17 protein-coding genes are annotated in these 21,718 nt (G+C 51.9%); 12 read left to right on the forward strand and 5 right to left on the reverse strand.

Features of this window, described 5'->3' with window-relative positions; translation table 11 throughout:
• Positions 1-26 precede the first annotated feature (26 nt).
• From ACF8OF_RS08580 to ACF8OF_RS08590, 3 genes are all read right to left on the reverse strand, one after another.
• A complete protein-coding gene (locus ACF8OF_RS08580) occupies positions 27-1,172 on the reverse strand; it encodes a trans-sulfuration enzyme family protein (protein ID WP_392496343.1) in 1,146 nt (381 codons plus the stop codon).
• 295 nt (positions 1,173-1,467) lie between these two features.
• Entirely contained in the window at positions 1,468-2,232 is a 765-nt protein-coding gene (locus ACF8OF_RS08585; RefSeq protein WP_392496344.1) for an FCD domain-containing protein, read from the reverse strand.
• Positions 2,233-2,406: 174 nt separating this feature from the next.
• Complete coding sequence (locus ACF8OF_RS08590; RefSeq protein ID WP_262860877.1) at positions 2,407-3,705, reverse strand: MFS transporter; 1,299 nt, start codon at positions 3,703-3,705, stop codon at positions 2,407-2,409.
• A gap of 339 nt (positions 3,706-4,044) precedes the next feature.
• Here ACF8OF_RS08590 and uxuA point away from each other — a divergent pair, with 339 nt between their 5' ends.
• The 12 genes from uxuA to ACF8OF_RS08650 all read left to right on the forward strand — a co-directional run bounded on the left by uxuA (position 4,045) and on the right by ACF8OF_RS08650 (position 18,245).
• Positions 4,045-5,229 (forward strand): mannonate dehydratase, encoded by a 1,185-nt coding sequence (gene uxuA, locus ACF8OF_RS08595; RefSeq protein WP_349467536.1) that lies wholly within the window; start codon positions 4,045-4,047, stop codon positions 5,227-5,229.
• 67 nt (positions 5,230-5,296) lie between these two features.
• Positions 5,297-6,763 (forward strand): fructuronate reductase, encoded by a 1,467-nt coding sequence (locus ACF8OF_RS08600; RefSeq protein ID WP_262864152.1) that lies wholly within the window; start codon positions 5,297-5,299, stop codon positions 6,761-6,763.
• A 13-nt stretch (positions 6,764-6,776) separates the two neighbouring features.
• Complete coding sequence (gene uxaC / locus ACF8OF_RS08605; protein ID WP_392496347.1) at positions 6,777-8,198, forward strand: glucuronate isomerase; 1,422 nt, start codon at positions 6,777-6,779, stop codon at positions 8,196-8,198.
• Positions 8,198-9,160: a sugar kinase gene (locus ACF8OF_RS08610; protein ID WP_392496348.1), complete on the forward strand. Its 963-nt coding sequence runs from the start codon at positions 8,198-8,200 to the stop codon at positions 9,158-9,160. Before uxaC ends, ACF8OF_RS08610 begins: the two co-directional genes overlap by 1 nt.
• A 20-nt stretch (positions 9,161-9,180) precedes the next feature.
• Positions 9,181-9,816: a bifunctional 4-hydroxy-2-oxoglutarate aldolase/2-dehydro-3-deoxy-phosphogluconate aldolase gene (locus ACF8OF_RS08615; protein ID WP_004237933.1), complete on the forward strand. Its 636-nt coding sequence runs from the start codon at positions 9,181-9,183 to the stop codon at positions 9,814-9,816.
• A 196-nt stretch (positions 9,817-10,012) separates the two neighbouring features.
• Positions 10,013-11,833: a two-component system sensor histidine kinase AtoS gene (gene atoS, locus ACF8OF_RS08620; protein WP_392496414.1), complete on the forward strand. Its 1,821-nt coding sequence runs from the start codon at positions 10,013-10,015 to the stop codon at positions 11,831-11,833.
• Positions 11,820-13,205: an acetoacetate metabolism transcriptional regulator AtoC gene (gene atoC / locus ACF8OF_RS08625; protein WP_392496350.1), complete on the forward strand. Its 1,386-nt coding sequence runs from the start codon at positions 11,820-11,822 to the stop codon at positions 13,203-13,205. The genes atoS and atoC overlap by 14 nt, the downstream gene beginning before the upstream one ends.
• A 295-nt stretch (positions 13,206-13,500) precedes the next feature.
• Positions 13,501-14,151 carry an acetate CoA-transferase subunit alpha gene (gene atoD, locus ACF8OF_RS08630; RefSeq protein ID WP_262860871.1) on the forward strand — a complete coding sequence of 217 codons (651 nt, stop codon included), beginning with the start codon at positions 13,501-13,503 and terminating at the stop codon, positions 14,149-14,151.
• Between the two features lie 10 nt (positions 14,152-14,161).
• Positions 14,162-14,827 carry a 3-oxoacid CoA-transferase subunit B gene (locus ACF8OF_RS08635; protein ID WP_262860870.1) on the forward strand — a complete coding sequence of 222 codons (666 nt, stop codon included), beginning with the start codon at positions 14,162-14,164 and terminating at the stop codon, positions 14,825-14,827.
• Positions 14,824-16,146 carry a TIGR00366 family protein gene (locus tag ACF8OF_RS08640; RefSeq protein ID WP_046895044.1) on the forward strand — a complete coding sequence of 441 codons (1,323 nt, stop codon included), beginning with the start codon at positions 14,824-14,826 and terminating at the stop codon, positions 16,144-16,146. The genes ACF8OF_RS08635 and ACF8OF_RS08640 overlap by 4 nt, the downstream gene beginning before the upstream one ends.
• Before the next feature lie 27 nt (positions 16,147-16,173).
• A complete protein-coding gene (locus ACF8OF_RS08645; protein WP_392496351.1) occupies positions 16,174-17,355 on the forward strand; it encodes an acetyl-CoA C-acetyltransferase in 1,182 nt (393 codons plus the stop codon).
• Positions 17,356-17,912: 557 nt separating this feature from the next.
• Positions 17,913-18,245: a helix-turn-helix domain-containing protein gene (locus ACF8OF_RS08650; RefSeq protein WP_262861549.1), complete on the forward strand. Its 333-nt coding sequence runs from the start codon at positions 17,913-17,915 to the stop codon at positions 18,243-18,245.
• A gap of 353 nt (positions 18,246-18,598) precedes the next feature.
• On the opposite strand, the gene ACF8OF_RS08655 is transcribed toward ACF8OF_RS08650, so the two are convergent.
• Complete coding sequence (locus tag ACF8OF_RS08655; RefSeq protein WP_262861548.1) at positions 18,599-19,882, reverse strand: amino acid permease; 1,284 nt, start codon at positions 19,880-19,882, stop codon at positions 18,599-18,601.
• Between the two features lie 242 nt (positions 19,883-20,124).
• Positions 20,125-21,321 (reverse strand): methionine gamma-lyase, encoded by a 1,197-nt coding sequence (gene megL / locus ACF8OF_RS08660; RefSeq protein ID WP_262883709.1) that lies wholly within the window; start codon positions 21,319-21,321, stop codon positions 20,125-20,127.
• Positions 21,322-21,718 lie beyond the last annotated feature (397 nt).

Consider the following 21,718-nt stretch of genomic DNA (forward strand, 5'->3'; position numbering starts at 1 on the left):
TTTATTATTGTGGTAGTGATGCTGTGTCAGGCCAGAGCCTGCTGTAAATCAGCCAGTAAATCGCTGATATCTTCGATGCCGACAGACAAACGCAGCGTGCTGTCAAAAACACCGATGGATTCGCGCTCTTCGCGGGTCATGGAGCCATGGGACATGGTCGCGGAGTGATTTACCATGCTTTCCACGCCGCCCAGCGATTCCGCGAGCACAAAATAGCGCAGTTTTTTCACAAAGGCTTCGGTTTCTGCGAGGCCGCCTTTCAGCTGAATAGTGACCACAGCACCGCCGGTGCGCATCTGTTTTTTACATAACGCATAGTGCGGATGATCTTTCAGGCCCGGATAAAACACCTTCTCAATTTTGTCGTGACCGGACAGGAATTCCGCCACGGCCTGCGCATTGCTGCATTGTGCCGCCATCCGCAGTGCCAGGGTTTTCAGGCCGCGCAGGGCGAGATAAGCATCAAAGGGTGAGGCAATCGCGCCGGTGGTGGTTTTCAGGAAATTCAGTCTTTCCGCGAGATCGTCACGGTTGGTGATCACCGCACCGCCGATTAAATCAGAGTGACCGCCGATATATTTGCTGGAGGAGACCATGATCAGATCCGCACCCATCGTCAGAGGCTTCTGGTTCCACGGTGTCGCGAAGGTGTTATCGATACAGGTTACGATATTGTGTTCTTTCGCCAGTCCGCAGATGGCTTCAATATCAACCAGTTCCAGTAACGGGTTGGTCGGGCTTTCTATCCAGATCATGCGGGTATTGTCTTTGATTTTGCTGCGCACTGCGGCTAAATCATTAAGGTCAACATAATCGAATTCGTGGCCGCAGTTCTCTTTTGCCACGCGTTCAAACAGACGGAATGTCCCGCCGTACACGCCTTTCATCGCAATAATATGGGAGCCCTGCGGGAAGATATTCAGCACCAGTGCCGCAGCCGCCACACCGGAAGCCGTTGCGGTGGCGTAAGTGCCTTCCTCGACATCGGCCAGCAGTGTTTCATAGGCGTGACGGGTCGGGTTACTGACGCGGGAATAGGCGTATTCGCCGTGTTCGCTCAGGCTGGTCTGTACAAACGTACTGGCGGTGGTGATCGCCGGGAAAATAGCATGGTTGACGTTATCCTGCTGCTGTCCGCCATGGATCAGCACAGTGGCAATTTTCTTACTCATAGTTGGTGTCCTGTAAAATATGCGATGAATATTTAATAGTTATTGTAATGGCCGGATAGTGGCACAGGTAGTCAGAAAAAATTTTCTAAAAAAATTCCGCAGCCGCAGACGGCAGAGAATAAATTTCTCTGTTATAAAATAAGTGTTATATATCAGTAAATTGAATCATTTTTATGAATGAGAGATGAATCACACTATGAATAATAAGGGTATTATTTTTATTTTACGGTCAAAAAAACCGGGCTGATTTTGCCCGGTTTTTGGTGTCTGAGAGTAAAAAAGGTGCGCGGGGGGATCAGTTCCGTACCAGGTCAACAGGGTAGGAATTGAACAGATAACCATCAAAATTCGGGTCATCGACATCCGACAGCTCCAGCAGACGCTGTTTCACATTTTCCAGATGCTGCCACATGGCTTCTTTGGCCGCTGCCGGATCTTTTTTAATCATTGCCGCGAGGATAGCCTGGTGATCGGTCATCCACTCTTTACGGTAATCTTTATTGGTAATCCGCGTGTGCAGCTTCAGCCACATCGGGTTATTCTCCCGCCATGCCCAGGATTGCTTCAGTAATTCCACCAGCATGCTGTTATGTGTCGCCTGCGCGATGGCCAGGTGAAATTCGCGGTCACCGGTTTCATCTTCCCCGGTTTTCAGTTCGTCACGTTCCCGCTGGAGAGCGTTGCGCATATTCGCAATATCCACCGGCGTGGCCTGCGTGGCGGCAAATTCCGCAATATTGCTTTCCAGCAGCTGCCGCGCCTGTAACAGCTCAAACGGACCGGCGGCATTGAGCGCACACGGGTCAGTTACCGCACTTTCTCTCAGGTGAGGGAGGGCAACAACATAGATACCGGAACCTTTGCGGACTTCAATCAGGTTTTCCAGTTCCAGCATAATCAGTGCCTCGCGGACAACTGCCCGGGAGACATCCAGCATTTCAGCGATTTCGCGTTCAGGCGGCAGTTTGTCACCGATGACATAATCCATATTGGTGATCATCTGGCGCAACGCATGGCCGACTTCCTGATAAGGGCGTTTGGGTTCAGTCAACTGTGTCATTATCATGGCCGTAAAATGGGAATTCTTACCCGGAGAGTTTATCAGAAATTGGTCGACCAAAAATGATTTTACGCCGGTGTTTGTCAAAAAAGCGGCGGAATCCGGGAGACAGCGCAAAAAAAAGAGATACACAGCGGGTTCCCTGTGTATCTCTCCGGTACGGATTTCAGCGGATCAGTGAGAGACGATTAACGTTTCATCACTATCCTGTGCGGGATCCTGCGGTTCTTTTTTCTCTTTGATCAGAATCCACAGCGCGGCAGCACCGATAAGGTCGAAGACAGCCAGCGCAATAAAGAACGGACCGAAGCCGATGATACCGACGAACGCACCGATAAATAAGTTAAAGATTAACTGACCGGACCATGCACATGCACCGGCCATACCCACAGCGGTTGCCACTTCGTCTTTCTTGAACAGATCCCCGCCGAGGGTGGCGGCAACAGTGGATAACAGCTGGTGAGAGAAGCCACCGATACTGATTAACAGCACTGCGACATACGGGTTCTCAATAATACTGACCAGACCGATAGTGGTCATCAGAACCGCACCGATGGTGAAGGTGATACGGCGTGAGTTAATCAGGGAAACACCGCGGTCGTTAAAGTATTTCGCCACAAATCCGCTGGCCAGACAGCCCAGGTCAGCCATCAGGAACGGCAGCCAGACAAACATTGCGATTTCTTTCAGGCTGAAGTGCAGGGTTTCCACGAAGAAAATCGGCACCCAGAAGTTAATGGTTCCCCATGCCGGGTCCGCGAGGAAACGGGAGAGGCCGATACCCCAGAAGTTACGCTGCTTCAGAATATTGATAACTGAGGTTTTCTCTTTCTTTGCGGATTTGAGATGTTTTTCCTGACCGTTTTCAATATAGGCACGTTCTTCATCAGACAGACGTTTTGCATCTTTCGGATCTTTATAGAAGAAGAACCAGACGAAGGCGGCGATAATCGCCAGCGCACCGGCGACAATAAAGGCGAACTGCCAGCTGTGGAACATGATACACCAGGCGATCAGCGGCGGAGCCAGCATTGCACCGAAAGAGGTTCCCATATTAAACACACCGGTGGCTATCCCGCGCTCTTTTGCCGGGAACCAGGTGGTGGCGGTTTTCACACCGGCCGGAATGGCGGAAGCTTCACTGAAACCCATGATCCCGCGCATAAAGGCCAGCCCCTGCCAGGAGCCGGTCAGGGCATGAGCCATAGTGGCAAGACCCCAGATGATGGCACAGATAAAGAAGCCGAGTTTCAGGCCAATCGTATCAATAAAGAAGCCCATGATTGGCTGACCGATGGTATATGCCAGCTGAAATGCGCTGACAACCCAGGAATACTGCTCTTTGGTGATCCCCAGGTCATTCATAATGGTCGGTGCTGCGACACCTAATGCGGTACGGTCAAGGTAGTTAATGATGGTTATGAAGCATACCAGCAGAATCATATGCCATCTGTAATGTTTAATTGTTTTCATAGTCAGCCTTTTGAATTTTATGCTGTTTTTCTGTCAACCCTGTCTTTCGGAATGGTTAAACCGGCATGTGGTATTGGTTAACCAAATAGAGGGGCAATCCGTTGCTGTTCACTTATTTTCTTACTGATTCAACGGGATTCTGCATAAAAGGTAGGCATTATTATGTGATCAAACTCGTGGTTTTATATTGGTCGCCCAAAATGATCACCTTATTGTGATCTGGTTAACCAAATTGGTTGACCAGAATGGTTTGCTATGATGTTGTATGTCACTATACCGTTCCGGAAACCTGCTGATGCGTTTTCCGGTTATCTTTACGGAGCATAAACGAGGTTTAGTATGAAACAAACTTGGCGTTGGTACGGACCGGCAGATCCGGTTACTTTATCTGATATTCGTCAGGCGGGCGCTACCGGTATCGTGACAGCGCTGCACCATATCCCGAACGGTGAAATCTGGACCACCGATGAAATTCAGAAGCGCAAGGCGCTGATTGAAGCCAATCATCTGGAATGGACCGTGGTTGAGAGTGTGCCTATCCACGAAGATATCAAAACACAGACCGGTGACTATGAAAAATGGATTGCCAACTATCAGCAATCGCTGCGTAACCTCGCCGCCTGCGGGATTTATACGGTCTGCTACAACTTCATGCCGGTTCTCGACTGGACCCGTACTGACCTGGAATATGAGCTGCCGGACGGCTCAAAAGCATTACGTTTTGATCAGATTGAATTTGCGGTGTTCGAAATTTACCTCTTACAGCGCGAAGGGGCTGAGCAGGACTACACTGCAGAAGAACTGGCGCAGGCCAAAACCCGCTTTGAAACGATGCGGGATGACGAAAAACAAAAACTGATAAACAATATTATTGCCGGTCTTCCGGGTGCGGAAGAAGGCTATACACTTGAACAATTCCGCCAACACCTGAAACGTTACGCCGGTATCGATAAAGCGACATTACGTGAGCACTTTGCGTATTTCCTGAATAAAATCATTCCGGTGGCTGAAGAGTGCGGCCTGAAAATGGCTGTGCATCCTGATGATCCTCCGCGTCCTATCCTCGGCCTGCCGCGCATTGTCTCCACGATTGAAGATATGCAGTGGATGGCGGATACCGTCAACAGTGATGCCAACGGTTACACCATGTGTACCGGCTCTTACGGCGTGCGTGCTGATAACGACCTGGTCAATATGATTAAGACCTTTGGTCCGCGGATTTACTTCCTGCATCTGCGTTCAACGATGCGTGAAGAAAATCCGAATACCTTCCACGAAGCGGCACATCTGGCCGGTGATGTGGATATGTATAATGTGATCAGCGCGGTTGCCGCCGAAGAGAACCGCCGCCGTGAGAGCGGGTCTGAGTCCCTGATCCCGATGCGTCCGGATCACGGCCATCAGATGCTGGATGATCTGAAGAAGAAAACCAATCCGGGCTATTCCGCCATCGGTCGTCTGAAAGGGCTGGCTGAAATCCGCGGTCTGGAAATGGGTATTCACCGCGCATTCTATACAAAATAATATCTCATACCTTTGTACCTGCCGGGCTGCGGGATCTCTCCCGCAGCCTGCTCCCCGGGAGCCTGTAATGGAAAAGAATCTTGTCACTGCGGACATCACCGCAACGCGTCCTGACTGGACGACTGATCGTCTCACCACCCGTATTGTTCACCTCGGCTGCGGCGCGTTTCACCGCGCACATCAGGCGCTGTACACCCATCACGTATTAGAAAAAACAGACAGCGACTGGGGTTACTGTGAAGTTAACCTGATGTCGGCACAGGATGCGGCACTGATTGAAGGGCTGAAAGCCCAGTCCATGCTGTATACCGTGGCGGAGAAAGGGGCGGATAACACAGAGCTGAAAATTATCGGCTCGATGAAAGAAGCGATGCACCCGCTGATCGACGGTATTGATGCGGTGATTGAGAAAATGGCTTCTCCGGATGTCAGTATTGTTTCCCTGACCGTGACGGAAAAAGGCTATTGCACCGATCCGGCGACCGGGCAGCTCGACCCGGAAAATGCGCTGATTAAACAGGATCTGGCGACACCGGAGACCCCGCGCTCTGCTATCGGCTATATCACAGCGGCACTGAAACGCCGTCATGAGCGCGGTCTGCCGCCGTTTACGGTGCTCTCCTGTGACAACGTTCGTGAGAATGGTCATGTTGCCCGTGAAGCCGTACTCGGCCTGGCGCGGTTACAGGATCCGGCGCTGGCGGCGTGGATTGAAGCCAATGTGACGTTCCCGTGTACCATGGTTGACCGCATTGTCCCGGCCGCCACCCCGGAAACGCTGGCGGAAATCGCACAACTGCTGGGAACGGAAGATCACTGTGCTATCGCCTGTGAGCCATTCCGTCAGTGGGTGATTGAAGACAATTTTGTGAACGGTCGTCCTGAATGGGACTGTGCCGGTGCGCAGTTTGTGCAGGATGTGGTGCCGTTTGAATTAATGAAGCTGCGGATGCTCAACGGCAGCCACTCCTTCCTGGCGTATCTCGGCTATCTCGGCGGTTATGCGCATATTTCCGATACCATGACCAACCCGGATTACCGCAAAGCTGCCCGCGCGCTGATGCTGGATGAGCAGGCGCCGACTCTCACCATGCCGGAAGAAACCGACCTGGTTGCCTATGCGGATAACCTGATTGACCGCTTTACTAACCCGTCCCTGAAACACCAGACATGGCAGATTGCGATGGACGGCAGCCAGAAGCTCCCGCAGCGTCTGCTGGACCCGGTCGCACAGCATATTGCAGACGGCAGCGATTATCGTCATTTGGTGCTGGGTGTGGCGGGCTGGATGCGTTATGTCAGCGGCACCGATGAACAGGGTAACAAAATCGATGTGCGTGACCCGCTGGCAGAAACCTTCGCGGCAATCTATGCAAAACACGGTTTGTCCGTTGCGGTGGTGGATGAGCTGCTGGCGATTGAATCTATTTTCGGTAACGACCTGCCGAAACAGCAGGGCTTTGTTGATGCGGTGAAACGCGCGTATCAGCAGTTACTTGATGTCGGTGCCCGTCAGGCCGTTGCCGCACTGTAATCCCGGAGAGTTTATGAAACAGTTTCTTTGCGAAGACTTTTTACTGCACAGCGACATTGCCCGCCGTCTTTATCATGACTACGCGGCGGACATGCCAATCTATGACTATCACTGTCACCTGAACCCGCGTGAAATCGCGGAAAACCGTCGTTTTGATAACCTCGGGCAGATCTGGCTGGAAGGGGATCACTACAAATGGCGCGGCATGCGTTCGGCAGGAATTCCGGAATCGCTTATCACCGGGCGCGACAGCAGTGATTATGAAAAATATCAGGCGTGGGCAAAAACCGTGCCGATGACCCTCGGTAACCCGCTTTATCACTGGACGCATCTGGAACTGCGCCGCCCGTTCGGTATCACCGGTAAGGTGTTCGGGCCGGAAACGGCACAGAGCATCTGGGATGAGGCCAATGAAAAACTGGCGCAGCCTGAATTTTCCGCGCGCGGCATTATGCAGCAGATGAATGTGCATATGGTCGGCACCACCGATGACCCGGCAGATTCGCTGGAATACCACCGGCAGATTGCGCAGGATGACAGCTTTGATATTGAGGTGCGTCCGAGCTGGCGTCCGGATCGTGCGTTTAAAATTGAACTGGACGGCTTCACGGACTATATCGCGAAGCTCGGACAGAGTGCTGATGTGGAGATCCGCCGTTTCAGTGACCTGCTGACCGCACTGGATCGCCGTCTGGTACACTTTGCGCAGCACGGTTGTGTCGCGTCTGACCACGGTATTGAAATTCTGCGCTATGCACCGGTGCCGGATGAATCGGTGCTGGATGCGATTCTGCAGAAACGTCTTGCCGGGGAAATCCCGGATGAAACCGCCACCGCGCAGTTTGCAACGGCGGTGCTGGTCTGGCTCGGAAAGCAGTATGCGAAACGCGGCTGGGTGATGCAGTTGCACATCGGCGCGCTGCGCAACAACAATACGCGCATGTTTAAGCTGCTCGGTGCCGACAGCGGTTTTGATTCCATCGGTGACGCGCCGGTGGCGTATCCGCTGTCACGTCTGCTTGATGAAATGGATAAAACCGATGAGTTGCCGCGCACTATCCTTTACTGCCTGAACCCGCGTGATAACGAAGTGCTGGCGACCATGATCGGCAACTTCCAGGGCGGTGGTATTGCGGGCAAAATTCAGTTCGGTTCCGGCTGGTGGTTCAACGACCAGAAAGACGGCATGCAGCGTCAGCTCGAGCAGTTGTCACAGCTGGGGCTGTTAAGCCAGTTTGTCGGCATGCTGACAGATTCCCGCAGTTTCCTGTCCTATACTCGTCATGAATACTTCCGCCGCATTCTGTGTAATATGCTTGGCACACTGGCGGTAAACGGCGAAATTCCGGCAGATGAAACCATGCTGGGGCAGATGGTACGTGATATCTGTTTCAATAATGCACAGCGTTATTTTTCCGCTGCAAAAGGTGAATAATGACAGTGAAACGCATTGGTCTGATCGGCGAGTGCATGATAGAACTCAACGGTGCGCCGTTCGGGGAAATGGTTCAGCGCTACGGCGGTGATGCCCTGAACAGTGCGGTTTATCTGGCCCGCGCGGCCGGAGACGCTGTTGAGGTGAATTTCATCTCCGCCATGGGAACCGATCCGCTCAGTAAAGGGATGATCAGCCGCTGGCAGGCGGAAGGGGTCAGCACCGCGCATGTGCTGATCGATCCGCATCATCAGCCGGGGTTATACCTTATCCAGCTGGATGAGCAGGGCGAGCGCACGTTCCTTTACTGGCGCAATGATTCCGCAGCGCGTTATCTTGTCCGTCATCCGGAATACCCGGCGCTGTTGGCACAGATGGCGCAGATGGATGCCATCTATCTCAGCGGGATCAGCCTCGCCATTCTGCCGCCGCAAGACCGTCTGCAGCTGCTGGATGACCTGAAAGCACTGTCACAGCAGGGCAAAACTATCCTGTTTGACAGCAACTACCGCCCGGCACTGTGGGCGAATGAAAATGAAACCCGTGACTGTTATCAGGCAATGTATGCACTGACCGACATGGCGCTGGTCACTGATGATGACGAAGCGCGTCTGTGGGGCGACAGCGACCGTAACGCCACCTTTGCCCGTCTGGCAAAAGCCGGGGTGAAGCAGGCGATCATCAAAGCGGGGGCTCAGGGGTGTGACTACCGTGATCTGCGCACTGATGCACCGGCTATCAATATTGCCACCATTCCGGCGGAACAGGTGGTTGATACCACGTCAGCCGGTGATGCCTTTAACGCCGGTTTCCTGGCGGGCTGGCTGACCGGTGCGGATATTGAACGCGCTGCCCGGATGGGCCACCGGCTCGCGGGAGTGGTGATTCAGCACAAAGGGGCGATTATCCCGCAGGCGGCAACCCGCCCGGTCACTGATACTTTACTGAATAACACGTTTTAACGGGAAAAGAGGAGAACGAGATGTCCGAATTACAGGCAATGATTACCCGTTTCCGGCAGCTGAAAATTGTGCCGGTGATCGCCGTGGATAACGCGGAAGATATTATCCCGTTAGGCAATGCGCTGGCGGACAACGGTCTGCCGGTGGCGGAAATCACTTTCCGTACTGAGTGTGCGGCGGAAGCGATCAAACTGCTGCGCGAAGCCCGCCCGGATATGCTGGTGGGGGCAGGAACCGTGATTAACCGCGAGCAGGTGCGCCAGGCGAAAGCCGCCGGGGCACAGTTTGTCGTCTCTCCCGGTCTGAACCCGAACACTGTCCAGGCGTGTCAGCAGATTGATATCCCGATTGTGCCGGGGATCAACAACCCCAGCGCGGTTGAGCAGGCACTGGAGCTGGGCATCGATTTCGTAAAATTCTTTCCGGCAGAGCCGTCAGGCGGCATTCCGATGATCAAAGCCATGCTGGCACCGTATCACCAGTTACAGGTGATGCCGACCGGCGGTATCGGGCTGAACAATATCCGCGACTATCTGGCTATCCCGCAGATTGTGGCCTGCGGCGGATCGTGGATGGTGCCGGCTTCGCTAATCAAAGCAAAAGATTGGGCCGCCATCGGCAAACTGGCGCGTGAAGCCAGTGAGTTTGTGAAGTAAGGTTTTTTTACCGTTCCGGCAGCAGACCCCCTCTCTGCTGCCGTATTACCGGTTTTCTCCTGCCTGTAACATTCTGAATCATCAATTATCCTGTTGTTTTTACAGAGATTCCGGAACTATGACCGTTCGCAAAGATATTTTTTAATCCGTCGTATATGCTGGTGAATCATACTGCTTTTCAGACGGGCCTTCTGTGTTGCATAAATATTATCCCTTCAGTCTGCGTGACAAACTCATATTGATGGCCATTCTGCTGGTCACCGTGCCGACACTTATCATCGGTTATTTTGTGGAAACAGAGGGGCGTTCCGCACTGTTGCAGGAGAAACGAAACAAACTCTATTCCGTTGCCGGTCTGCTGGAACAGGCACTGAATGATGAATATGACCTTGCCGCATCCCTGCCGCGTGACCAGCGCCTGGCGCTGATCAGCGAAAAGCTGTATCCGGCGGCGGAGATTATCACTTCCACCTTCCCGGGGGTCGGTGCCGGGTATTACCACCGCGAACTTGACGGTATTGTGACCTATTCCCCGCGCGCCCGTTACGGCAACAAAACCGGCACCCGTATCAGTGAGGATCACCCCGGTCGTCATGTGATGGCAACGGGAGAGCCGGAAGTCGGCTGGGGAACCCAGGTGCGCGGCAATATTATGAACGCCATGATTCCGGTCAGACGAAATGGTGAGGTGATCGGTTATATTTGGGCGAACGAACTGACGGATGATATTGACCGTCAGGCGCTGGCGATGGATATCAAAATTATCGCGGTTATTGCACTCGGGATCCTGTTCAGTCTGCTGATTATTATCGTCTTCTCCCGTCATTTCAGCCGGGATATCGGGGCGATTAAAAGCGGCCTCAGTGATCTCTCTCATGACCTCAATACCCATCTGCCGATGATGAAAGGGGAAATGGGGGAGATCAGTGACAGCGTCAACGCGCTGGCACAGGCACTGCGGGAGATGAAAACCCTCAACGAACTGATTATTGAAAGTGCGGCGGACGGCGTGATCGCGGTGGATATCAACGGCTGCGTCACCATGATTAACCCGGCGGCGGAAGAGATAACCGGCTATCTGGAGCGGGATCTGCATGGCAAATATTACGGTGATGTTTTTGAGGGGCGGAGTTTCTCCAGCCCGGTTCTTGATACCCTGAAGCGCGGTATTGAGCACGTCAGCCTCGAAATTGAATATCCCGCCCGTGACCGCACCATTCAGATAAACGTCAGCACCAGCCGCATCCGTAATGCGGGCGGGGAGCTTATCGGCGCGCTGGTGATATTTAAAGATCTCACTGCGCAGAAAGAGGTTCAGCGCCGTATGCAGCAGGCGGAAAAACTCGCGACACTCGGCGAGCTGATGGCAGGTGTGGCCCATGAGGTGCGCAACCCGCTGACGGCGATCAGCGGTTTCGTGCAGATCCTCAAAGAACTGGAACATCACCCGGATAAACTGGAATACATCAGTATTATTCTCAAGGAAGTGGATTCCATTGACCGGATCATCCGCCAGCTGCTTGATTTCTCCCGGCCGCAGACCGGCACATTCCGCCCGATCAGCGTCAACCGGCTGATTGAAGAGGCGCTGGTGCTGGTCAAAACCAAAGGGGTGGAAGCGCGGGTCACCTTTACCTGGGAGCCGGATGACACACTGCCGCTGATTGAGGCCAACAGCGAACTGCTGCGTCAGGTGCTGCTCAATATCATGATAAACGCGGTGCAGTCGATTCCGGCCAGAGGCAATCTATTTATCTCCACCTGTTACATGGAGGAGCAGCGGGTCATGATGGTGATCCGTGATGACGGCACCGGTATCCCTGCCGCGCTGCAAAAGAAAATTTTTGACCCGTTCTTTACCACCAAAGCCTCGGGAACCGGGCTGGGACTGGCTATCAGCCAGCGGATCATTGCCGGTCACGGCGGTGATATTTTCCTTGAAAGTCAGGAACATCACGGAACGACGTTCACCATAACGTTGCCGATAACGCAGGGTAAGAAAAATGATTACACATAAACCGTACCGGCTTCTGATCGTTGATGATGAAAAAAATCTCAGCCGGATGCTACAGACCGCCTTTTCTATTGATGGTCATGAAACCCAGGTGGCGGAGGACGGGGAAGCCGCGCTGATAAGCTTTGTGCAGGACAAACCGGATGTGGTGCTGATGGATATCCGCATGCCGAAACTGGACGGCATTGAGGCCCTCAAACGGATGCGGGAGCTGAACCCGGAAGTCCCGGTCATTCTGATGACTGCTTATGCCGCGGTGGAAACTGCCGTGGACGCGCTGCGTCTCGGGGCGTTTGATTATGTCATCAAGCCCTTCGACCTGACGGAGCTGAAACTGCTTATCTCCCGTGCATTACAGCTGCAGGAGATGAAACAGGAAATCAATCTGCTGCACCGTGAACTGAGCGACAGCTACCAGTGGGGACGGGTGCTGACCCGTAACCCGAAAATGATGGAAATCTGCCGTGATATCGCCAAAGTCTCACGCAGCCAGGCGACGGTGCTTATCACCGGAGAAAGCGGCACCGGGAAGGAAGTGGTGGCACGGGCGATCCATTACAACAGCGAAAGAGCCAACGGCCCCTTTATTAAAGTGAACTGCGGGGCGCTGCCCGGCTCGCTGCTGGAAAGTGAGCTGTTCGGTCATGAAAAGGGCGCATTTACCGGGGCGCAGGTACAGCGTCAGGGATTGTTTGAACGTGCCGGCGGCGGCACTCTGCTGCTCGATGAGGTTGGTGAAATGCCGGCGGATTTACAGGTGAAACTGCTGCGGGTGGTGCAGGAAAAAGAATTCGAGCGGGTCGGCGGCAGTAAAACCATCCGCGTGGATATCCGCATTATTGCCGCGACCAACCGCGACATGCATGAACGGGTGCGGGAAGGGCATTTTCGTCAGGATCTGTTTTACCGCCTCAATGTGATTCACCTGAATTTGCCGCCGCTGCGTGAGCGACCGGAGGATGTGGGTTTGCTGGCCTCCCATTTTCTGCAGAAATTCAGTCAGGAAAATAACCGCGATATTGTCGAACTGGCACCGGAAACCCTGGCATTGCTGATGAATTATCCGTGGCCGGGCAATGTGCGGGAGATTTCCAACGTGATTGAACGGGCAGTGATTATGAGCACCGGTTATGTGATTTTCCCGGAAGATCTGCCGGAGCCGCTATTGGCTCAGGTCCGCAGCCAGCCGGTGGCACTGATTCCGGTCACGCAGGAGCCGGGACTGAACCTGAAAGAGAATATTAAAGCTTACGAGAAAGAGCTGATTATTTCCGCCCTGGCGGAATTTCAGAATAACAAAACCCATACCGCCTCTGCGCTGGGGATCAGCCGCCGGGCATTAATGTATAAATTGCAGGAATACGATATTGAATAATCGGTATCAATAATAATTTTATATCAATAATTAAAAATTATTATGAAAAGCACAGTGAAAATAAATTCACCGTGCTTTTTTTGTTGTGAATAATTTTTCACACTGTGCATTTTATTTCACTGTTATAAATGAATAATTTATTTATTATATGTTAATGGATTTATTTTCATTTCAATCAAGTCAATAAATATCAGTAAGTTAAAATGATATCAATATAATAAAAAACAGGTTTTATTATTGGCATAGCGCTTGCTATTACCCTTGTGTCTATATTTTTTTATAAAAGGGAAGTGCTATGAAGAATAAACAAATAACGGTGAAAAAAGCCGGTGAATTTTTTCGTGACGGCATGACAATTATGGTCGGCGGATTTATGGGTGTCGGTACGCCGCCGCGTTTAATGACTGAATTATTAGAATCCGGCGTCAAAGAGTTAACCATTATCGCCAACGACACGGCATTTGTGGATACCGGCCTTGGCCCGCTGATTGTCAACGGCCGGGTAAAAAAAGTGATTGCTTCCCACATCGGGACAAACCCGGAAACCGGGCGGCGGATGATCGCCGGTGAAATGGATGTACAACTGATCCCGCAGGGCACGCTGGCAGAGCAAATCCGCTGCGGCGGTGCCGGGCTGGGCGGATTCCTCACCCCCACCGGTGTCGGTACGGTCGTGGAAGAAGGCAAACAAAAAATTACCCTTGATGGTCGCGATTATCTCCTCGAACTCCCCCTGCGCGCTGACCTGGCGCTGATTCAGGCACAAAAAGCTGACCCGCTCGGCAACCTCACGTATGACCTCAGTGCCCGCAACTTTAACCCGCTGATGGCGCTGGCGGCGGATATCACCCTTGCCGAGCCGGACGAAATAGTCGCGGTGGGGGATATCGACCCGGATTGTGTTGCCACACCCGGGGCAATTATTGACTGGCTGATTGCAGAATAAGGAAAACATCATGAATGCAAAAGAATTAATCGCCCGCCGTGTGGCACTGGAACTGAATGACGGTGATGTGGTGAATCTCGGGATCGGACTGCCGACGCAGGTGGCGAACTATCTGCCGGAAGGCGTGCATATCACCCTGCAGTCAGAAAACGGTTTTCTCGGCCTCGGGCCGGTAACCACGCCGGATAAGAATCTGGTGAACGCAGGCGGTCAGCCGTGCGGCATCCTGCCGGGGGCGTCGATGTTTGACAGCGCCTTCTCATTCGCCCTGATCCGTGGCGGTCATGTGGATGCCAGCGTACTGGGCGGCTTACAGGTGGATGAACAGGCCAACCTCGCCAACTGGGTGGTACCGGGCAAAATGGTGCCGGGTATGGGCGGCGCAATGGATCTTGTGACCGGCGCACGCAAAGTGATCATTGCCATGGAACACTGTGCAAAAGACGGTTCCGCCAAAATCCTGCCGGAATGCACCATGCCGCTGACCGCCGTGAAAGCGGTGGATGTGCTGGTAACGGAACTGGCGTTATTCCGCTTTGAAAACGATCAGATGGTGTTGTGTGAATACGCGCCGGGGACGGATATCGATACTATCCGCGAAAAAACCGCTGCGCATTTTATTGTGTCACCGGCTGTCTGTGAAATGCCGCTGGTGACGGCGGGGGAAACCGTATGATAGGACGCATCTCACGAGTCATGACCCGTGTGGTGAGCCGCTATCTGCCGGATCCGCTGATCTTCGCAATGCTGCTGACCATGCTGACGTTTGTTATCGCGCTGGCACTCACACCAAGCACACCGATGGATCTGGTGAATTTATGGGGGAATGGATTCTGGAATCTGCTGGCGTTCGGGATGCAGATGGCGCTGATCATCGTGACCGGTCACGCGCTGGCCAGCTCCCCGCCGGTTAAACGCATTCTGCGGCTGACCGCCTCACTGGCAAAAACCCCGGTTCAGGGGGTGATGCTGGTGACGTTTTTCGGCTCGGTGGCCTGTGTGATTAACTGGGGTTTCGGGCTGGTGGTCGGGGCGATGTTTGCCCGCGAAGTGGCCCGCCGTGTGCCGGGCTCTGACTACCCGCTGCTGATCGCCTGTGCCTATATCGGGTTTATGACCTGGGGCGGCGGCTTCTCCGGCTCCATGCCGTTACTGGCCGCCACACCGGGTAACCCTGTCGAGCATATCGCCGGGCTTATCCCTGTCAGCCAGACCATGTTCACCGGGTATAACCTGTTTATCACCCTGACACTGATTCTGGTGATGCCGTTTGTCACCCGCATGATGATGCCGCGCAAAGACGACATCATGATGATTGACCCGGCGCTGCTCGAAGAAGAGCCGGATTTCCAGAAAAAATTACCGGAAGACGCGCCGGTTTCTCTCCGGATGGAAGAGAGCCGCCTTATCGCGTGGATTATCGGGATTCTGGGCTTCACGTTCCTCGGCATGTACTTCATCAAAAACGGTTTCAATATCACCATTAACACCGTGAATATGATTTTCCTGCTGACCGGCCTGCTGCTGCATAAAACCCCGATGGCGTACATGCGTGCCGTCAGTGCCGCCGCCCGCAGTACCGCCGGGATCCTCGTGCAGTTCCCGTTCTATGCCGGTATCCAGCTCATGATGGAAGGCTCCGGACTGGGCGGGCTTATCACTGAATTCTTTATCAATGTCGCCAACAAAGAAACCTTCCCGCTGATGACGTTCTTCAGCTCTGCGCTGATCAACTTTGCCGTGCCGTCAGGCGGCGGTCACTGGGTGATTCAGGGGCCGTTTGTTATTCCGGCGGCCCAGGCGCTGGGGGCTGATCTCGGTAAATCCGTAATGGCGATTGCCTACGGAGAGCAGTGGATGAACATGGCACAGCCGTTCTGGGCGCTTCCGGCACTGGCGATCGCCGGGCTGGGGGTCAGGGACATTATGGGGTACTGCATCACCGCCCTGCTGCTCTCGGCACCGATTTTCATTCTTGGCCTCGTTTTCTTCTGACAGATACTAAACAGTAAGGATTTCGCAATGGAAAATATCGTTATTGTCAGTGCCGTGCGTACCGCAATCGGCAACTTTAACGGCGCACTGGCGGGTGTCAGTGCCGTGGAACTCGGCTCGGCAGTGGTCAGCGCATTACTGAAAAAAACGCAGCTGGAACCGGGGCTGGTGGATGAAGTGATTATGGGGAACGTATTACAGGCGGGGCTCGGACAGAACCCGGCGCGCCAGATCCTGCTGCGCAGCGGCATACCTGAAAGCGCCTGTGCCTTCACTGTCAATAAAGTATGCGGCTCCGGCCTGAAGAGTGTCGCACTGGGCGCACAGGCGATCAGCAGCGGTAACGCGGACATTATTATCGCGGGCGGCACGGAAAATATGAGTCAGGCGCCGTATCTGCTCGACAGCCGTGCCCGCCGGGGTTACCGGCTGGGTGACGGTGTGGTGCATGATGTGATCCTGCGTGACGGCCTGCTGTGTGCTGAAAATAATTATCATATGGGGATCACTGCGGAGAACATCGCCAACGCTTATCATCTGACCCGCGAAGAGCAGGATGCACTGGCACTGTCCTCACAGCAGAAAGCCGTCAGCGCGATTGAGCGTGGTGCCTTTAAGGCGGAAATCGTGCCGGTGACGGTGAAAAGCCGTAAAGGGGATATCGTGGTGGATACCGATGAGTTCCCGAAAGCCGGATCAACGGCAGAAGGGCTGGCGAAACTGCGTCCGGCTTTTGATAAAGCGGGAACCGTCACTGCCGGTAATGCCTCCGGTATCAATGACGGTGCGGCAGCACTGATGCTGATGACAGAAACCCGTGCCAAATCACTGGGACTGACACCGCTTGCCCGTATCCGCGGTTATGCTTCCGGCGGGGTTTCGCCGTCAATGATGGGTCTGGGGCCGGTTCCGGCCACGCGGAAAGTGCTGGAAAAAACGGGGCTGTCACTGAAGGATATCGATCTTATCGAAGCCAACGAAGCATTTGCCTCCCAGTTCCTCGCGGTCGGCCGTGACCTGGGGTTTGATCCTGAAAAAGTAAACATCAACGGCGGGGCGATTGCCCTGGGTCACCCGATTGGTTCAAGTGGTGCCCGTATCCTGGTGACACTGCTGCATGCATTACAGGCTCAGAATAAAACCACCGGACTGGCGACACTGTGTATCGGTGGCGGGCAGGGGATTGCGATGGTGATTGAACGTCTGTAATCCGGTGGCATAAAAGCTGTCTGTTCAGCCGGTGGCAGGATAACGGTCACCGGCTTTTTTTGCGCCGTTTTCGGTCTTTTTGACAAAATCTGAAGTAAGTTAATTTCCCGGGTAAAATATTTACATTAATTTAATTTATTAAATGTGGTTTGATAGTCATATTAGGATGAGTTTTCATTCTGTTATGCTGAAATCCGAGGTGTGGGATCAAACACACCTTTTCACATCCTGTAAAAGCTCGGAATTTTTATTCGAATGAAGTGAAAACATGTTTTTTTTATAATTATTTGGTATATAACACTTATTTTACTAATTCATTGTTCTTTCGATCGATTTATATTTTGTAATATTATCTCGTTACACTATGATTTTAAAGGTGAAACATATAGAAACATCCGGTCTCATTTTCCCTTTCATGTACTCACAAACAGTATAACCTTTGGTTTTTCAAAAATGCCCCTATCTGCGATAAACTACTTATAGTTTTAAGTGTTTTCTCCGGGATCAGTGAGCTAAACAAGGAATTTTAGTGATGGTCTTTATAGGGTTATTGATTAATGATGAAGAAATATGCAGTATCCGAAGCTATCGGACAGGTTATCAGACAATACCGGACCAATGCAGGTCTGACCACAAAGCAGCTGGCACACAGAATAGGGATCAGCCAGCAGCAGCTTTCGCGTTATGAGCGGGGGGTAAACCGTATCGATGTGGACACGTTGTTACGTATCAGTCTGGCGTTCAGACTCACTCCGGGGCGTTTTTTTGAGGAAATGAATGCAACCGGCACCGGGCTGGATGACATTATTTATGAAAATGAAGACGGGGATATTCAGGAAATCCGGATGAGCCTTATTGCGGACAGCATTATTTCGCCGCGTGATTTTTAATTACGATTATTTCCGCTTTTAAATAAAAAAGACAGACCGGTACAGTTTATTTACGGATTACTGTACGGGTTTGCCGTGCCTGCCATCCGGCAGAAATAAGACAGTAATACCGATGACAGGGTGGCACCGGGAGCGATTTCAGGCGAAAAAAAGCGGGAGAGGGTATCTCCCGCAATATGCTGACCAATTAAGGAACATAATAATATTGTGGTCAGAAGGACAGAGGTTTTTTTATTCAGACTGCGGTGCTGAGTTTTTTAACTTTCCGGAACCGGTGCTGTGACCGGTTCCGGGGTGTTACTTTATTTCAGTCAGTGCGGGGCACCGACGGATGGCCTGTTTTCTCTTACCCGTCACTCAAGGTATTTGAAGAACGGTGCGATGAGCAGCAGGATACCGAAGCCCATAACACACCAGGCTTTCCAGTCTTTGAATTTTTTCAGTTTCGCGACACGGAATACCAGGTAAACAGGAATTAAGCAGGAAACGATAGCGTATAACGGGCTGCCAATCTGGAAGAAGACAACCACGGAGAACCCTGTTGACACCCATGCAGTCAGTAATGCAACGATGAAGACAGAGATACAGATGTTTAATACCGTATGGTTGATTTTCTCTTTATCTATGAAGCGGGAAAGGATGTTAACCGCAAGCCCTTTCACGGATTCCTGGAAGCCCAGATAGATACCGAAGAATGCTGTCAGAACCGCAAAGATGTTCAGAACGGTGGTCATCACACTCACGACCGCGCCGGGGATAACCTGAGCAGCAATAGCCAGTGCAGAGATGTTCTGTTCAAACGCGGATACGGCCTGCTCATGACTGATAGAGAACGTAAAGGAGAATGAGAAGAACAGGATGATAGTTACCAGGGTGATATAGGCCACGCGGTGGGCGCGGATAGCACGGTAGGTGGCAACACGTTTGTCTGATTCCAGTTTGCGGTATGCGATGTTCATCGGGTTCAGGATCTGAACGAAGACCGCAGAGAAGAACGCAAACGGTACAGTCAGCAGCACGTCACGGGTAAAGTCACCAATCGGCGGGAACGCAGTGATGTTATTGAAATCCCAGTGAGGGATCATCACCAGACCCAGCGATACAATGATACCGACTTTCACGATAACCATCGGACCGGAGATTTTAAACAGCAGCTTCTCGCCCTTGGAGGCAATGAAAATCAGTGCGGCAAAGACAGCCACACGATAGATCAGTGAGCTTGAAAGCACACCCTCTGTCACACCGAACGTATGGAGATAAGAGGCACTGTCGAAAATAACAGAGAGAGAGTAAATAAAGATACCGTGGATAAGCATCAGGAAGTAAATAACCCCCAGAGCCACACCCCAGTTACTGCCCAGATACTGTGTGATTATGTTTGTGTAGTCTTCACATTCTTCACTTTCAGACAGCGTATTCATGTACAGCTTCTGCAACATATAGGTTGCCGGATACGCAATCATGAAAGCTAAAATAAATACCCAAATACCTTTCAGACCGATCTGAATCGGCATTACAACGGTACCGGCACCGATCGCCATACCAATACAAAGCACTACCCAGCCGGCGTCGTACATTGTAAATGGTATTTTGCCCAGCGCTTTCGCGGAATTCTCGGTTGAGGTCATGTCCGCCATACTAAGCCCCCTTGGTTTTCATAATAATTTATTGTGATTATGGTTTCTAAAAAATTTCAGCACTGCGTTGTTCTTTTTATTACCGCTAAAAATAACCTGTTAAATACTTAAAAAGCACGCCGGAGAGAATTCAGAGTGGCTCTCAATGAATTTTTCCGCGTGCTTCGTGTACTCACCCCGTCTGTGTGTTAACGGCAAATGAGGTGAGTACATACTGCAAGACTTAATTTTCCGCTCTGATCTTAAGCAACTGCTTTCGCAATAGCCTGTTCCAGGTCAGCAATGATGTCTTCAGGTGTTTCCAGACCGACAGAGATACGAATCAGACCATCGGTGATACCTGCTTTCAGACGCTCTTCAGCCGGAACCGGAGAGTGAGTCATTGATGCCGGGTGCTGAATCAGGGTTTCAGTATCGCCCAGGCTTACTGCCAGCATGCATAACTCAACAGCATCCATCACTTTACGGCCTGCTTCGATACCGCCTTTGATTTCAAAGCTGATCATACCGCCGAAGTTGCTCATCTGTTTTTTCGCTAACTCGTGCTGCGGGTGAGACGGCAGACCCGGGTAGAATACCGCTTCTACATTCGGGTTAGATTCCAGATACTTAGCAACTTTCATGGCGTTAGCGCAGTGACGTTCCATACGGACGTGCAGTGTTTTCAGACCGCGCAGGGTTAACCATGCGTTGAACGGGCTCATGACACCACCGGTGATGTCTTTAACACCGACCAGACGCGCCTGGGTCAGGAAGTCAGCAGGACCGACAATCACACCACCGATAACGTCGCCGTGACCGTTGATGTATTTGGTCACACTGTGAACCACGATGTCTGCACCTAATTCCAGAGGACGCTGGCAGTACGGAGACATGAAGGTGTTATCCACAACCAGCATTGCGCCGCCTTCGTGAGCAACATTTGCCGCTGCTTCGAGGTCGATCATTGCCAGAGTCGGGTTAGCCGGAGTTTCGACGTAAACCATTTTGGTGTTTGGTTTCATTGCCGCTTTGATGTTCGCAGGGTCATTTGCGCGAACGAAAGTGACTTCGATACCGAATTTAGGCAGGGTGTGAGACAGCAGAGCATAAGTACAGCCGTACAGCGTGTCAGAAGCAACGATATGGTCGCCCTGGCCGCACATAGTCAGGATAGTGGTAGAGATAGCGGCGATACCGGAAGACGTTGCCAGAGCGGCTTCGCCGTTTTCCAGTACACGCATTTTTTCTTCTAATGCTGCGTTAGTCGGGTTACCTAAACGTGAGTAGATATAACCTTCTTCTTCTAATGCGAAACGTGCTGCCCCTTGTGCTGCGCTGTCGAAGACGAATGTAGAGGTCTGATAGATTGGGGTTGATAACGCACCAGTCAGTGGATCAGCCTGCTGGCCGGCGTGAACAATCTTAGTGTCATAACCTTTATTCGTATAATCGTGCATAAATCCTCCAAAGAATAATTTTTTATTATGCCAACATGTGCTGTTGTTGCAGTAATAAAAGCAATAGCCGTGCCAACTCAGGAGTTATTTTTATAACACATTGAATTAAATGAGATAAATAATTTTAAGACATAGCTTAGATGAAGTAAGAACAAAAGAAGTGGAAAGCAGAGTGTAAGTAAAAATGACAAGGTGTAAAGAAAATTGACAGTGGGTTGCCACTTTCTGATAGTGAGGTTAATCACATTGGGGGATAAAACCGGACTTGCGTCACATTATAGCCCCAAAAGGGAAGAGTGATCCAGATCTCTTTTTAAATTTTTCCCTGAATCGATACGTCCGGCGGTTGATAATGATCAACGTCAGGAATAATCAATTCCATTAATGACTGCATTTT

Origin of the sequence: Morganella sp. TYF_1 (assembly GCF_043105645.1) — a bacterium.
In the GTDB taxonomy this organism is placed as follows: Bacteria; Pseudomonadota; Gammaproteobacteria; order Enterobacterales; family Enterobacteriaceae; genus Morganella; species Morganella morganii_B.

Coding starts and splice junctions, on each gene's coding strand:
- atoD (WP_262860871.1), top strand. CDS start 13,501: ATGAAGAATAAACAAATAACGGTGAAAAAAGCCGGTGAATTTTTTCGT.
- ACF8OF_RS08655 (WP_262861548.1), bottom strand. CDS start 19,882: ATGGCGGACATGACCTCAACCGAGAATTCCGCGAAAGCGCTGGGCAAA.
- ACF8OF_RS08580 (WP_392496343.1), bottom strand. CDS start 1,172: ATGAGTAAGAAAATTGCCACTGTGCTGATCCATGGCGGACAGCAGCAG.
- ACF8OF_RS08615 (WP_004237933.1), top strand. CDS start 9,181: ATGTCCGAATTACAGGCAATGATTACCCGTTTCCGGCAGCTGAAAATT.
- ACF8OF_RS08640 (WP_046895044.1), top strand. CDS start 14,824: ATGATAGGACGCATCTCACGAGTCATGACCCGTGTGGTGAGCCGCTAT.
- ACF8OF_RS08635 (WP_262860870.1), top strand. CDS start 14,162: ATGAATGCAAAAGAATTAATCGCCCGCCGTGTGGCACTGGAACTGAAT.
- uxuA (WP_349467536.1), top strand. CDS start 4,045: ATGAAACAAACTTGGCGTTGGTACGGACCGGCAGATCCGGTTACTTTA.
- ACF8OF_RS08600 (WP_262864152.1), top strand. CDS start 5,297: ATGGAAAAGAATCTTGTCACTGCGGACATCACCGCAACGCGTCCTGAC.
- ACF8OF_RS08645 (WP_392496351.1), top strand. CDS start 16,174: ATGGAAAATATCGTTATTGTCAGTGCCGTGCGTACCGCAATCGGCAAC.
- ACF8OF_RS08650 (WP_262861549.1), top strand. CDS start 17,913: ATGATGAAGAAATATGCAGTATCCGAAGCTATCGGACAGGTTATCAGA.
- atoC (WP_392496350.1), top strand. CDS start 11,820: ATGATTACACATAAACCGTACCGGCTTCTGATCGTTGATGATGAAAAA.
- ACF8OF_RS08585 (WP_392496344.1), bottom strand. CDS start 2,232: ATGACACAGTTGACTGAACCCAAACGCCCTTATCAGGAAGTCGGCCAT.
- uxaC (WP_392496347.1), top strand. CDS start 6,777: ATGAAACAGTTTCTTTGCGAAGACTTTTTACTGCACAGCGACATTGCC.
- ACF8OF_RS08610 (WP_392496348.1), top strand. CDS start 8,198: ATGACAGTGAAACGCATTGGTCTGATCGGCGAGTGCATGATAGAACTC.
- megL (WP_262883709.1), bottom strand. CDS start 21,321: ATGCACGATTATACGAATAAAGGTTATGACACTAAGATTGTTCACGCC.
- ACF8OF_RS08590 (WP_262860877.1), bottom strand. CDS start 3,705: ATGAAAACAATTAAACATTACAGATGGCATATGATTCTGCTGGTATGC.